Annotated in this window: 17 protein-coding genes; 6 read left to right on the forward strand and 11 right to left on the reverse strand. The window is 69.0% G+C overall.

Annotated elements, in window-relative coordinates:
- From VB737_RS02770 to VB737_RS02805, 8 genes are all read right to left on the reverse strand, one after another.
- A partial coding sequence (locus tag VB737_RS02770; protein WP_500310933.1) for a TetR/AcrR family transcriptional regulator occupies positions 1–344 on the reverse strand: 344 nt, incomplete at its 3' end.
- A 68-nt stretch (positions 345–412) separates the two neighbouring features.
- Positions 413–787, reverse strand: a complete 375-nt coding sequence (locus tag VB737_RS02775; protein WP_500310935.1) for a VOC family protein — start codon at positions 785–787, stop codon at positions 413–415.
- Between the two features lie 39 nt (positions 788–826).
- A complete protein-coding gene (locus VB737_RS02780) occupies positions 827–1,030 on the reverse strand; it encodes a hypothetical protein (protein WP_500310937.1) in 204 nt (67 codons plus the stop codon).
- 182 nt (positions 1,031–1,212) lie between these two features.
- Complete coding sequence (locus VB737_RS02785; protein WP_500310939.1) at positions 1,213–2,208, reverse strand: hypothetical protein; 996 nt, start codon at positions 2,206–2,208, stop codon at positions 1,213–1,215.
- Positions 2,209–2,232: 24 nt separating this feature from the next.
- Complete coding sequence (locus VB737_RS02790; RefSeq protein WP_500310941.1) at positions 2,233–2,448, reverse strand: hypothetical protein; 216 nt, start codon at positions 2,446–2,448, stop codon at positions 2,233–2,235.
- Entirely contained in the window at positions 2,420–2,671 is a 252-nt protein-coding gene (locus VB737_RS02795) for a hypothetical protein (protein ID WP_500310943.1), read from the reverse strand. Before VB737_RS02795 ends, VB737_RS02790 begins: the two co-directional genes overlap by 29 nt.
- Positions 2,672–2,699: 28 nt before the next feature.
- Positions 2,700–2,969, reverse strand: coding sequence for a TfoX/Sxy family DNA transformation protein (locus VB737_RS02800; RefSeq protein ID WP_500310944.1), 270 nt, complete (start codon positions 2,967–2,969; stop codon positions 2,700–2,702).
- Positions 2,970–3,360: 391 nt separating this feature from the next.
- On the reverse strand, positions 3,361–3,606 hold the full coding sequence (locus VB737_RS02805; RefSeq protein WP_500310946.1) for a hypothetical protein: 246 nt from the start codon (positions 3,604–3,606) through the stop codon (positions 3,361–3,363).
- A 249-nt stretch (positions 3,607–3,855) separates the two neighbouring features.
- On the opposite strand from VB737_RS02805, the gene VB737_RS02810 reads away from it, so the two are divergent.
- Positions 3,856–5,160, forward strand: a complete 1,305-nt coding sequence (locus tag VB737_RS02810; protein ID WP_500310947.1) for a diacylglycerol kinase family protein — start codon at positions 3,856–3,858, stop codon at positions 5,158–5,160.
- A 10-nt stretch (positions 5,161–5,170) separates the two neighbouring features.
- Positions 5,171–6,712 (forward strand): metallophosphoesterase family protein, encoded by a 1,542-nt coding sequence (locus tag VB737_RS02815; protein ID WP_500310949.1) that lies wholly within the window; start codon positions 5,171–5,173, stop codon positions 6,710–6,712.
- 52 nt (positions 6,713–6,764) lie between these two features.
- Here VB737_RS02815 and VB737_RS02820 read toward each other — a convergent pair whose 3' ends face one another.
- The gene (locus tag VB737_RS02820; protein ID WP_500310950.1) at positions 6,765–7,412 is read right to left on the reverse strand and encodes an NAD(P)H-dependent oxidoreductase; all 648 of its coding nucleotides are present in this window, start codon (positions 7,410–7,412) and stop codon (positions 6,765–6,767) included.
- Between the two features lie 144 nt (positions 7,413–7,556).
- Between VB737_RS02820 and VB737_RS02825 the strand changes: the two genes are divergently transcribed.
- Complete coding sequence (locus VB737_RS02825) at positions 7,557–8,576, forward strand: methyltransferase (RefSeq protein WP_500310952.1); 1,020 nt, start codon at positions 7,557–7,559, stop codon at positions 8,574–8,576.
- Positions 8,577–8,590: 14 nt separating this feature from the next.
- Here VB737_RS02825 and VB737_RS02830 read toward each other — a convergent pair whose 3' ends face one another.
- The gene (locus VB737_RS02830) at positions 8,591–8,785 is read right to left on the reverse strand and encodes a hypothetical protein (RefSeq protein ID WP_500310954.1); all 195 of its coding nucleotides are present in this window, start codon (positions 8,783–8,785) and stop codon (positions 8,591–8,593) included.
- Positions 8,786–8,879: 94 nt separating this feature from the next.
- Between VB737_RS02830 and moaB the strand changes: the two genes are divergently transcribed.
- Genes moaB through VB737_RS02845 form a run of 3 tightly spaced genes read left to right on the forward strand, consistent with a single transcriptional unit; the run spans position 8,880 to position 11,657 of the window.
- Positions 8,880–9,380, forward strand: coding sequence for a molybdenum cofactor biosynthesis protein B (moaB, locus tag VB737_RS02835; protein WP_500310956.1), 501 nt, complete (start codon positions 8,880–8,882; stop codon positions 9,378–9,380).
- Entirely contained in the window at positions 9,380–11,146 is a 1,767-nt protein-coding gene (locus tag VB737_RS02840) for a mechanosensitive ion channel family protein (RefSeq protein ID WP_500310958.1), read from the forward strand. Before moaB ends, VB737_RS02840 begins: the two co-directional genes overlap by 1 nt.
- Positions 11,147–11,165: 19 nt before the next feature.
- Positions 11,166–11,657: a nucleoside deaminase gene (locus VB737_RS02845; protein WP_500310960.1), complete on the forward strand. Its 492-nt coding sequence runs from the start codon at positions 11,166–11,168 to the stop codon at positions 11,655–11,657.
- A 28-nt stretch (positions 11,658–11,685) separates the two neighbouring features.
- On the opposite strand, the gene VB737_RS02850 is transcribed toward VB737_RS02845, so the two are convergent.
- A partial coding sequence (locus VB737_RS02850) for a PhnE/PtxC family ABC transporter permease (protein WP_500310962.1) occupies positions 11,686–12,193 on the reverse strand: 508 nt, incomplete at its 5' end.

Below are 12,193 nucleotides of genomic sequence, written 5' to 3' on the forward strand. Positions count from 1 at the left end.
GGGGCGGGCTGGCGGGCCCCCTCCGCGCCGAGGGCTGCGATCACGCAACCCCGCTCGGGGTGGGCGAGGTGCTCGGGGGAGAGGTAGGCGGCAAGGCTCTGCTCCAGCGACAGCGACGGGGCCAGCGGACCGTCGACACTGGCGGCGGCGGCCGTGCGGATGGCCTCGGCCACCAGGGCGTCCCGACTGGGGAAATGGGCATAGAAGGCGCCATGGGTGAGGCCGGCCCGTCGCATCAGGGCGGGGATGCCGATGCCCGAAAGACCATGGCGGCGCAGCTCCTCGGCGGCGGCCTCGAGGATGCGGGCACGAACGGCCTGCTTGTGGCTCTCCGGGTATCGCATGACGGTCATCATGCCATCAGAGCCTGGGTGGCGGCCAGGGTGCTCCGCCGGACAGGGCGGACAGGCGCTCAGCAGGGGCTGCCGATGTCGATGAGGCAGCCGTTGGGATCGACGGTCAGGAAGCGTCGCTGGCCGTAGAACTCGTTCCTGGGCTCCTGAAGGATCGAAAGCCCCAGGGACAGGGCCTTGGCATACACAGCATCGACGTCAGGAACCACGAAGGTGATGAACAGGCCGGCAGGCGCCTGCTGAAAGGACGGCGGAACCAGCTCACTGGATCGGGCAATGAGGCCAAGCTCAAGCGCCGGATGGGTGGGGGAGTGCAACTGGACGTACCAGTCGCTGTCGTAGTTCACCTCGAACCCAAGGAGCGAGACATAGAAATCGCGACTTTCGCCCAGACGGTCGGAGCAGAGGTTGGTCAGCAATCGCGTGAAGGTCATGGCAGCCTTCGTCCTCGGCATGGAGCGCAGTCTGAAGCCTCAAACGGAAGTGGAATCGAGCGCCCTCGAGAGCGCGTCAAGAAAGCGTCCGCCCCAGAGACAGCCCATCACCCCTGATGCGGTGATCACGAGGGCGGCAGCAAGAATCTCCAGGCTGCTGAGCTGGAGAGGATGACCAGCGGCGAAGGGCACCGAAGCGATCAGCCCACCCATGGCAGCGCCGGCAGCAAAGCGCCGCGCCACGGCGGAACGTGTCGTGCTGAGGGGTTGTTCAGGCGGCATCACACTCCGTAAGGCAGGGCTGGGCAGACTTTCGGCAGGGTAGGGGCAAGCTCAGGCGGCTGGTTGCACCGGCGTTCCATCTGGCCACTCCAGCCAGGCCTTCGCCCACCAGAGATGAACCTCCTGAACCTCGAACGGGGAGCTCATGATCTGAACTGGCTGACAAGGCGTCTGACAGCCGGTTTGGAAGCGCCATAGCTGACGATGGCCACATCAAGATCAGCATGTCGATGGAGGTTCAGGGCTCGCTGGAGGCCGTCCAGAATCCAGTCGGTTTCGTTGCCAAAGGCTCCGCCACCGAGAAGGGTGAGAAACACGCTGTTGCTTCCATGCTGAGCTGAGTTCAGGATGGCGGCGCAGATCGTTGCCTCATAGGAGGCTTCCAGAATCAGCCGAGCGAACGGGGCCCAGAGGGCTGGCGCATGCCTGGAATAGGCCACGGGTAAGGCGGACCCGTAGGCCTGGGAGACAAGGTGCCTGCAATCCTTCAGCGTCACCTGGGTCCGCCACTGGATGCCGACCCGCAGCAGTTGTCGCCAGCCATCGCGTTGGTCTTCGTCCGCAGACGTCAGACGTTCTGAGATCTCAACCAGGCCAGCCTGCGAGGCCAAGGGGTAGCCATTCCGCATCTCCCAGAGGCGGCCCTCGGTATTGCCCAGGGCGATACCGAGATCGGCCAGGCAGTCGATCTGGTGACGCGCTGATTGGCCGGTTTGGCCGTTGACATCCGCGAAGTAGTTGCGATAGATCGTTCCGGCGCCAGCCGCGATGGCACACGCCGGCCCCTGGGTATGGTCATGTTCATAGATCCCCACGCCGTGCTCAGGCGTCACATCCGGTGACAGCATTTCAAGCAGGTTGAACTGAGAAGCCACCTGAAAGAGTGCATCGGCGTTCGACGCTTCGGCATGCAGATTCTGAACATTGGCCACCACTTCACGCACCCGCAGCGTGACCACTGGATCGCCGCTGGAAGCCACCCGCTCGCGTAACTCAGCCAACGACGGTGTTTCCAGTCGGCCGCAGACCAACACCCTCCTGTTCGCATGGGATGTCAAGGTCTCGCCGTCAACCGTGATCGCCTCACGAACCTGTTGTGGAAAGGCCTCCGGAAAGCCGGTCAGTGCTTCGAACCACATGGGTCGGCGCGCGTGGGGCCCCTGTCAGCCCTCAACGGAAACATGGTAGCGACGCCAGGGGTTTTTCATGGCATACAGCTTGACGTTGAACACCTCAGCCTCCTGCGGCGGTTGGAAGAACAACGCGATGTGCCAGAAGTTGTCCTCGCTCAGGTGATGGGACCCTGGTGGGCGCTCGCAATGGCGCCAGGCGATCCTGTCCAGGCAGTCTTCATCCGACGCTGAGAACGTGCAGGCCATGGGTCGCGGAAGCGTTTTCGAACGGGGAACGAAACCAGCGGCGGCCTGCTTGCGTACTGGCCTGGGAAGTCAGCACAACCGCCTTGAGCCACTTCCAGTCACGGAACCAGACATCCTCGAACACCATGGTGGGGCTGTGCTGGGAAGAAAGACCCGCCGCCACCGTGGATCGACCAACATCAGACTTACCGCAGAAGACATTCCATGTGGCTGTTGTCGTCATGGGGAGACGGGATCAACTGCCGGGCTGTTCACTTTGGCAACCCTGCAGCCAACCTGAGATCGGTCTTCTCTTGCTCGGAAAAATCGTCCCAATGTCGATCCTGAATAGCACCTTCGAGAGAATAAAGATAGTAACAGACTGGAAGATGCTTGCCTGGACATTGGGCAGACATCAATTGATAGGCTTTGGGAGCCCCAAGCTCTCTGAGCTCAGCCTCGCTGGTGATCCCAGCCTCCTGGAGCCTTGTGGCAACGGTTGCTCCGATGTTACGAAGATGGGCAAGCTCGTTGGTAGTCATGGATCGATACTTTTAGGAAAGTCAGCGCTCCCCATCACCGGGCTGCATCAACCGTGAGGGCCAAGAGCATCATCGCGACAAAGGCCCTGATGGGGAACCTGACAGGATGGTTCCATTCCGGCTTGGACGGGTCAGCTCCGGTTTCCTTCCAGCAAAGGAGTCATGCAGAGCTCGATGCGCTGAACGTGTCAAGCTCCCAAGGTCTCGTGAAGCCACCGAATCCGGAGAGAGACGGGAGGCCGGTCGCTGGGCTATCAGCCGCCTGGGTGAGGTGCGCTTCCCCGCTCCGGCAATTCCGGGAAGAAGCCCTCTCATCGACAGGCTGATGCAAGGCGTGGATGTCCTCCGGGCGCTCCATCGGCCTCGCTCCAAGCCACTGATCCCCGAGCAGCTACTGGGTACGTGGCCCATTCTCAACCATGGACAGGAGAGACGTCCCCAGGAGGATGTTGGTGGCACCGATCAGGCGTTCGTCCTGGTCATCTCCCGAGAAGGCCAGGTACGCCCCCGAGGCGACCATGAAGACCGCAAGGATGTTGATGCTCCATTGGGAGAATCGTCTCATGAACATGCCAACTTGCCATGGATTCATGTCTTTAACTTGAAAAACAGTAAGCTGCTTTGTTGCGAGCAACATAGAGCGAATAACTTAGAGCGAGCAACTTAGAGGTCGGACGCCTTCAGAGCTTTTGCTGACTCATGCGCTCATGGACACCAGTAAGGGCAAATCTACAGCGATCGACAGCTCAAGGCCTGGACCACGGCGACACCGTGAAGCCGGGCACTCTCCTGCTCCGCGTTGTGTTGTCCGACGCGTTGCCACCGATGCCACCGCGGGCGGCGTGCCCTGGAAAGCCGGCGGCGCTGTCCCCGTAACCTGATCCCCATGGCCCATGCCCTGGCGCTGCTGGCAAGTGCGTCGCGCCGCGAGGCGCTGCTCGACTGGCTCGACCGTCAGTCGCTGGCGCTGGCCGGCTTCCCCCTGCTGGCCAGCGCCGAACTGGCGGCCGCGATCGGCAGCGACCCGCGCACCGCCCAGCTGCGGGTCACGGCGCTGGCGGCCCTCGCCGAGGGGGGGGACATCCAGGTGGCCGCCGAGGTGCTGGCCAATGCGGTGGACCTGGTGGTGGCCTTCCTCGATCCGGCGGCGCCGGCGGGCACCCCGCCCGACGCCGGGCTGCTGATGCGGGCCTGTGATCTGGCCGGCGTGCCCCTGGCCCTCAATGCCGCCACCGCCGAGCTGGCCCTGCGTGGTCTGTCCCACGGCCGTTCGGCCTACCTGCTGTTCAATCCCGTCGCCGGCCAGGGGGATGCCAACGCCGATCTGGCCCTGATCCGCTCAATCCTCGAACCCCAGCTGCTGGTGACGGTGCTGCTCACCCGGGCCGGCACCGACCCGGCCGACCAGTGCCGGGAACTCGTCGAGCTCCTCCGGGCCCGGCCGGCCGACGAGGCGGGCAACGCCATGATCGTGGCCTGCGGTGGCGACGGCACCGTCTCGGCCGTGGCGGGGGCGGTGGCGGGCACCGGCATTCCCCTGGGGGTCATCCCCCGCGGCACCGCCAATGCCTTCGCCTCGGCGCTGTTCATTCCCACCGACCTGGTGGCCGCCTGCGAGACGATCCTGGCCGGCCACACCCACGTGGTGGACGCCGCCCGCTGCAACGACGTGCCGATGACCCTGCTGGCCGGGGTCGGCTTCGAGGCCGGGATGGTGGATCGGGCCACCCGCGAGCTCAAGACGATGCTGGGCCCGCTCGCCTATGTGCTCGCCGGCGCCCAGCAGCTGGCCTCCCAGCAGCCGTTCCGGGCCCGGGTCGAGATCGACGGCACCGTCACCGACGTGCAGGCCGCCGCCATCACCGTGGCCAACGTGGCCCCCGCCACCTCCGTGCTGGCCCAGGGCTTCGGGCGGGTGATCCCCGACGACGGTCTGCTGGAGGTCACCATCGCCTCCCCCGCCACCCGCCTGCAGGGCCTCAACGCCCTCGCCTCCCTGCTCACCTCCGCCGTGGTGCAGTCGCCCGCCAACCACCCCGATCTCCTGTGTCTGCGGGCCAGCCGCATCACGATCACCACCGACCCACCCCAGCGGCTGGTGATCGACGGCGAGATGCTCGAGGCCGACCCAGTCACCTTCACCTGCCTGCCCGGAGCCCTGACGGTGTTCGCGCCGCTGCCGCCACCGTGAGCGGGGCCCCATGAACCTGGCCACCGAGGCGGGCGTCGCCACCAAGATCCGCCGCATGGCCGACCGGGTGCGCTGGGGCCATCCCGCCTTTGCCCGCCACGGCATCGACCCTTGCCGCCTGGCGATCGACGGGGATCCGGGGAGCCCCGAGGCCTTCTCCTTCCTCGTGCTCGGCGACAGCGGCACCGGGCTGCATCGCCGCGACACCCCCCAGCGGCGGGTGGCGCAGCAGCTGCTCACCCATGGCGCCGATGCCCGCTTCCTGCTCCACACCGGCGACGTCGTCTACCCGGTGGGCTCCAGCGAGCAGTACCCCGACAACTTCATCCGTCCCTACCGGGAATGGATCGTGGGTGGCGAGGACTGGGAGCAACTGCGCTACGACCGACTCGTCTTCCGGGTGCCGTTCCTGCCGGTGCTCGGCAACCACGACTACTACGACCTGCCGCTGCCGCTGGGGCTGCTGGCCGGCCTCACGGCGCCGCCGCGGCGGCTGCTGCGCCCCTGGATCCAGCTGGATGTGGGCTGGCACGGCTCCTTCGTGGGCCAGGCCTGGGCCCGCGCTTTCCTCGACGGTCTCGCCGCGGTGCCCGAGGCGGAGCTGGAGGAGCACCTGGCCCGCACCCGCTCCGCCACGGTCGACGGGGCCCGCTGCCTGCTCTACCGCCCCGGCGTCTTCACCCGCCTGCCCCACCGTCACTACCGCTTCCGCTGGGCCGGGGTCGACGTGTTCGCCCTCGACTCCAACACCATCAACCAGCCCCTGCCGGCCGGCGACGACGGCCAGCTGCGCCGGCGCCGCCAGCAACTCGACGCCGAACGGGCCACCCTGCTGCTCTCCCTGGGCCCCCTCGGCGGCGACGAGGACGCCCGCGACGACCGGGCCGCCAAGGCCGAGCAGCTCGACGAGCAGATCCGGGACATCGACAAGCAGCTCGACGCAGGGCCGCCGGCAGTCGACCAGGAGCAGCTCGACTGGTTCGCCGACGCCCTGATCGCCTCCTGGCGCAACCCGGAGGTGCGGGGCCGGCTGCTGGTGCTGCACCATCCCCCCGTCGTCACCGAAGTCAGCAAGTGGGACCAGGGCCAGACCCTGGCGGTGCGCGCCCGGCTGCGCGGGGCCCTCGATCGGGTGGCCGGTGTCCTCGGGCCACGGCCAGCCGGGCGGCCCCTGATCGATCTGGCCTTCAGTGGCCATGCCCACTGCCTGGAGTTTCTCCAGACCGGCGACAGCGGCCATGGCGATGCCCACATTCCCTGGCTGATCTGCGGCGGCAGCGGCTACAGCCTGCGCCGCCAGCGGCGCGAGGGGCCCGAGCTGCTGGAGGGTCCAGCGGGCAGCGAGCGCGTGGTGGCCCGCTCCCGCCTCTTCCTCGGCCGCAGCGGCCGGGGCTCCAGCCTGCGCCGCTCCTACTCCGCCCTGCGGGTCGATGTGGCGGCCGGCACCCCCCTGAAGCTCACGCTCACCCCCCTGGTGGCGGAGAAGGCCGAAGGCCGCTGGCGGCAGTACGCCATGGAGCCGATCCTGCTGCCACCGTCAGATCCGGGCTAGCCGCGGACATCGACAGCCGCTGGGGGTCTGCCACAGCGGGGCCTTGGGCCATTCATCGGTGTTCGATCACCTCATCCAGCGGGTAGCGGACCTTGGCCAGGTCGGCGTACTTGTCGGCCGGATCGCGATAGCCGGCGACGCACACCACGGCACTGCGGTAGGGGGTCGCCTCCAGGCCCAGCAGGCGGTCGTAGTCGGGGGGCGAGAAGCCTTCGATCGGGCAGGTGTCCACCTGCAGCAGGGCGGCGGCTGTCATGAAGTTGCCCAGGGCGATGTAGGCCTGGTTACTTGCCCAGGTGGCGATGGCGGCGCTGCGGGGGCCGTCGACCAGGTCCTTCTGCATCATCTGCCGGTAGCCCTCCAGCTGCTCCGCCGGCACGCCACGGGCGGCGCTCGTGGCCCCGATCAACCGCGTCAGATCGGCCAGCTCGATCGTTCGCCGCGCCAGGAACACCACCAGGTGGGAGGCCTCGGTGATCTGGGACTGGTTCCAGGAATGGGGCCGCAGTTCGGCGCGCAGGGCCGGATCCTCGATCACCAGGAACGTCCAGGGCTGCAGGCCGTAGGAGGAGGGGGTGAGCACCAGTGCCTGCTCCAGCGTCGCCCACGTGTCGGCTGGGATTTTGCGGCCCGGGTCGAACTGCTTGGTGGCGTAGCGCCACCGCAGGGCGTCAAGCAGCTCGGAGGAGCTCAGGGTCATGGCTGGGAACCGCGGTGACGGGGGATTTCGCCCGGAACCTAAGGGGTCAGCGCCCGGGGCGTCTGTGTCGATGCACCGGTCACCGGCCGTGATCACCCCTGGTGCAGAACCAGGTGTAGACCGGCAACGCCCCGCCCCGCCTCCATGGACCCCAGCGCGGACCTCACCAGCCGGTTCCTGCAGCTCGCCTGCGGCAACTGGATCACCCAGATGCTGCACGTGGCCGCCGAGCTGGCGATCGCCGACCATCTGGCCGCCGCCGGCCCCGACGGCCTGACGGCCGAGGAGCTCGCCGGCCGCTGCGGGGCCGATGGCGAGTCCCTGTTCCGGCTGCTGCGGGGCCTGGCCGGCCTGGGCGTGTTCGCCGAGAGCGAGAGCGAGCCGCGCTGCTTCCTGCTCACCCCCCTGGCCGAACTGCTGCGCAGCGACCACCCCGGCTCCCTGCGCCAGTTCGTGCGCATGCTCGGCGGCGAGCACTACGACGCCTGGGCCGACCTGCTCCACAGCGTCCGCAGCGGCGAGAGCGCCTTCCGTCACCACTACGGCGAACCCGTCTTCGACTGGTACGGCCACAATCCCGAGCGCGGCGCCATCTTCGACGGCGCCATGACCGACTTCTCCCGTGTCGAGACCGAGGGGCTGCTGGCCACCTGGGACTTCAGCGCCTCCCGCCACCTGGTCGACGTGGGCGGCGGCCGCGGCGCACTGCTACAGACCGTGCTGCGCCACCACGGCCACCTGCGCGGCACCCTCTTCGACCAGCCGGCGGTGGTGGCGCCGGTGACGGTGCCGCCCGAGCTGGAGGGGCGCTTCAGCGTCGCCGGCGGCGACTTCTTCGCCAACGTGCCGGCCGGCGGCGACACCTACCTGCTCAAGCACATCCTCCACGACTGGGGCGATGACGCCTGCCTGACGATCCTGGGCCACATCCGCACCGGCCTGGCCCCCGGCGGGCGGCTGCTGATCCTCGAGCAGGTGATCCCCCCGGGCAACGATCCGGCCCCGGGCAAGCTGCTCGATCTCAACATGCTGGTGATGACCGAGGGCGGCCAGGAACGCACCCCCGCGGCCTACGCCGAACTGCTGGAGCGCGCCGGCCTGCGGCTGGCGGGGATCCACCCGACACCGTCACCGGTGGCGGTGGTGGAGGCGGTGGCGGCCTGAGCGCGGCCGCCGCGTCACACCAGCAGCCCGATCACCAGGGCGATCGCCCCGCCGATGGGACCGAAGAAGAAGAAGCTGCCCATCGCCGCGGCCAGCTCGCGGTCGTGGCGGGTGTAGAGCAGCAGCACCAGCACGTAGCTGAGGCCGGTGCTGAGCAGGAAGCCCGCCAGGCCGAACATCAGACCGCGCCCCAGCCGTTTCCAGCGCATCCCCGGGCTCTCCGCTTGGCCTGCGTTCCTCGACAGGCAGTGTGCCAGAGGCGCTCTCCGCCCTAGCGTCAGGGCCAGCCCAGCCCCAGGATCCGTGAGCCTTGCCATCGCCCTGCTCACGGTCTCCGACAGCCGCAGCCTCGCCGACGACCCCTCGGGCGACGCCCTGCAGCAGCGGCTGGAGGCGGCCGGCCACCGGCTGCTGGAGCGCACCCTGGTGCCCGACGACCGCTACCGCATCCGGGCCGAGCTGAGCCGCTGGATCGCCGACCCCGCCGTGCAGGTGGTGATCAGCTCCGGCGGCACCGGCCTCACCGGCCGCGACGGCACCCCAGAGGCGGTGGCGCCCCTGCTCGACAAGACGATCGAGGGCTTCGGCGAGCTGTTCCGGGTGCTGTCTTTTGAGACGATCGGCACCAGCACCCTGCAGAGCCGGGCCCTGGCCGGGGTGGCCAACGGCACGGTGGTGTTCGTGCTGCCGGGCTCCCTCGATGCGGTGTCCACCGCCTGGGACCGGCTGATCCGCGCCCAGCTCGACGCCACCACCCGCCCCTGCAACCTGGTGCAGCTGCTGCCGCGGCTCACGGAAACCTGATGCAGGGGATCCCCCTGCGGCGCTGGAGGACGTGGCTGGCGGTGGTGTGCGCGCTGCTGCTGGTGGTGGCCGTAGCCCTTCCGGTGGGCCTGGCGCCGGTGGCGGCGGCTCCCGCCGGTTCCGCCGTCACCGGCGTCACCGGGCCGTCGCGGTCGCCCGCCGATCAGCCCACCGCCCCGCTGACGCTGGGCAGCTTCGAGCTGGCCAAGGTGCGGATCCTGGGCATTCCGGCCATCACCGTGGCGGCCCCTGTGGTGGGCCCCCAGGGCAATGCCCCGGACGCCCAGCGCCGGGCCGAGGTGATCGAGGGCAACCTGCGTCGCCTTTACGCCCCGGTCTCGCCCTGCAGCGGGAGCGAGTGGATCGCCGAGTGGATCCTGCTGCAGGTGCTGGGCGGCAGGGAAAGGGCCTGTGCACCGTCCGTCACGGCGCTCTCGGGGGGTGCCCCCGACGGCCTGGTGGTGCGGCGCCGTGAGCTGGCCGCCGGCGACGTGGTGCTGGAAGCGGTCCTGCCGGAGCGGGGCGAACCGATCCCTCTGCTGACCGTGACCTACGCCGACGCCACCCTCAACGGCACCAGCGCCTGGGAGCTGGCGGGGCGCTGGCAGGAACGGCTGCAGAGCCGCCTGCGCCATGCCCGCCAGGTGAGTCAGCCGGCCGCGCTCCGTCGCCGCTGGCAGATCATCCTCGGCCTGGAGCTGGTGCTGCTGATCACCACCGGCGCCAGCTTTCTGCTGTGGCGCCGCAACCGACGCCACCGGGAGGCCTGGCTGGTGGCCCGGCGGGAGGGGGTGAGCCGACGCCTGGAAACCCGTAGCCAGCTGCATCGGTTCTTCGGGCTGCTGCTGCTGCTGCTGGTGCTGCTCCAGCTGATGGTGATGATCGCCCTGGCGGTGATGGCCGTGCCCGGGGAAGTGCCTCTGGGCCTTGAGCTGATCCTTCAGCCCATCCTGGCGGCGCTCAAGCTGATGGCCATGGGGCTCATCGCCCTGGCCGGCCGCACGCTGGCCACCTTCCTGCTCCACCAGTGGGCCGACAGCGCCAGGGTGCCGGCCGAAGAGCAGGCGCGGCGGGAACAGCGGCGCCGGAGCCTGGTGCGGGTGAGCCATCGCCTCATCGACCTCGCCTCCCTGCTGCTGGCGGTGGGCTGGATCCTGGTCGACATCCCCAGCGTGCGCTCCAGCTCCTCCTCCGTCCTGGTGGCCGGTGGTGCCCTGCTCGGTGGTCTGGCGCTGGTGTTTCAGGGCCTGCTGCGGGATTTCGCCGCCGGCATGGCTGTGCTGCTGGAAGACCGCTACGCCATCGGCGACTGGGTGGAGATCGGCGGCCTCGAGGGGGACGTGGTGGATGTGGGGGTGCTGAGCACCCAGCTGCGCTGTCTGGACCAGCGGGTGGCGGTGGTCCAGAACAGCGCCTTCGACCGGGTGGTGAACCACACCAAGCTGCGCTCCGGCATCGTTGTGAATCTGGTGGTCTCCCACCGGTGCCACGACATCGACCAGGCGCTGGCGGTGGTGGCCTCGGAACTCAGTGCCTTCCAGTCCGACGCCAGCTGGAGCTCCCGCCTGCTGGCGGCGCCCCTGCTGCGGGGCGTGAGCGCCACCGGCCCCCTCGGCATCACCGTGAGCATCCTGCTCACCACGGTGGCCGGCGAGCAGTGGGCCTGCTCGCGGGAGCTGCAGCGGCGGCTGCTGGCGCGCCTTCAGCGGGAGGCGATCCCCCTGGCCGATGGCCTGGAGCTGGCCGGAACGGCACGCCTACGCTGAATCCCGACGGGAACCATCGATGGCGGCAACGAAGGCGAACCACGAGACCTTCCTCCGCCAGGCCATCGACCTGTCCCGGAAAGCGGCCCTGGAATTCGGCACCGGCGGGGCCTTCGGGGCGGTGATCGTCCGGGATGGGGTGGTCATCTCCGAGGGGATGAACCGCGTCGTGGCCAGCCACGACCCCACCTGGCACGGAGAGATGGAGGCGATCCGCCTGGCCTGCATCACCCTGCAGAGCTTCAAGCTGCCCGGCTGCATCCTCTACACCTCCGCCGAGCCCTGCCCGATGTGTATGGCCGCCTGCTACTGGGCGGGCATCGAGGAGGTGGTCTACGCCGCCACGGTGGAGGACGCCCTGGCGTACGGGGATTTCGACGATCGCCCGATCTACGGGCAGCTGGCCCTGCCCAAGGAGCAGCGCTCCATCCGGCTCACCCAGGCCCTGAGGGACGAGGCGGTGGAGGTCTGGAAGGCGTACCACGCCCTGCCGGATCGGATCCGCTATTGAAGGCCGCCGACCAGCGACGGGCGACCCCTCAGACCGCCCGCAACCAGTGGTGCCGTGCCCGGTCGCTGAGGTCCTCGCCCACCAGGGTGAGCAGGGCGTAGGCCGCCACCAGCGCCAGCAACTGGTCCCAGGCGAAGGAACTGAGGCTCTCCAGCAGCTGGCTGCCCAACCCGGTCGCCCCCACCAGACCCACCACCACCGATTCCCGCAGGATCACATCAGCCCGGTAGGCGCCGTAGGCCAGATACGGCCGGGCCAGGGCGCTGAAGCGGCCGTAGAGCAGGGCCAGCCGCGGCCCGCTGCCGCCGCAGGCCAGAGCCTCCTCGGCGGCCGGGTCGGTGGCGTCAGCACTCTCCAGCAGCAGCCGGCCCAGCACCCCCAGGTTGTGGAAGCCCAGGGCCAGGGCGGCGGTGATCACCCCCGGCTGCAGCACGAACAGCAGCAGCAAGGCCGTCAGTGGCGGCGGCCACAGCCGCCCCAGGGCCCAGAGCAGCCGCAGCCCCTGCCGCGCCCAGCCCACCGGCGCGGCAATGAGC

Origin of the sequence: Synechococcus sp. BA-120 BA3, from assembly GCF_034931285.1 — a bacterium.
GTDB lineage: Bacteria > Cyanobacteriota > Cyanobacteriia > PCC-6307 > Cyanobiaceae > Cyanobium.

Bases quoted from the DNA above. Each gene is read 5' to 3' on its own strand.
- VB737_RS02775 (WP_500310935.1), bottom strand. From the start codon at position 787: ATGACCTTCACGCGATTGCTGACCAACCTCTGCTCCGACCGTCTGGGC.
- VB737_RS02785 (WP_500310939.1), bottom strand. From the start codon at position 2,208: ATGTGGTTCGAAGCACTGACCGGCTTTCCGGAGGCCTTTCCACAACAG.
- VB737_RS02790 (WP_500310941.1), bottom strand. From the start codon at position 2,448: ATGGCCTGCACGTTCTCAGCGTCGGATGAAGACTGCCTGGACAGGATC.
- VB737_RS02795 (WP_500310943.1), bottom strand. From the start codon at position 2,671: ATGACGACAACAGCCACATGGAATGTCTTCTGCGGTAAGTCTGATGTT.
- VB737_RS02800 (WP_500310944.1), bottom strand. From the start codon at position 2,969: ATGACTACCAACGAGCTTGCCCATCTTCGTAACATCGGAGCAACCGTT.
- VB737_RS02805 (WP_500310946.1), bottom strand. From the start codon at position 3,606: ATGTTGCTCGCAACAAAGCAGCTTACTGTTTTTCAAGTTAAAGACATG.
- VB737_RS02810 (WP_500310947.1), top strand. From the start codon at position 3,856: ATGGCCCATGCCCTGGCGCTGCTGGCAAGTGCGTCGCGCCGCGAGGCG.
- VB737_RS02815 (WP_500310949.1), top strand. From the start codon at position 5,171: ATGAACCTGGCCACCGAGGCGGGCGTCGCCACCAAGATCCGCCGCATG.
- VB737_RS02820 (WP_500310950.1), bottom strand. From the start codon at position 7,412: ATGACCCTGAGCTCCTCCGAGCTGCTTGACGCCCTGCGGTGGCGCTAC.
- VB737_RS02825 (WP_500310952.1), top strand. From the start codon at position 7,557: ATGGACCCCAGCGCGGACCTCACCAGCCGGTTCCTGCAGCTCGCCTGC.
- VB737_RS02830 (WP_500310954.1), bottom strand. From the start codon at position 8,785: ATGCGCTGGAAACGGCTGGGGCGCGGTCTGATGTTCGGCCTGGCGGGC.
- VB737_RS02840 (WP_500310958.1), top strand. From the start codon at position 9,380: ATGCAGGGGATCCCCCTGCGGCGCTGGAGGACGTGGCTGGCGGTGGTG.
- VB737_RS02845 (WP_500310960.1), top strand. From the start codon at position 11,166: ATGGCGGCAACGAAGGCGAACCACGAGACCTTCCTCCGCCAGGCCATC.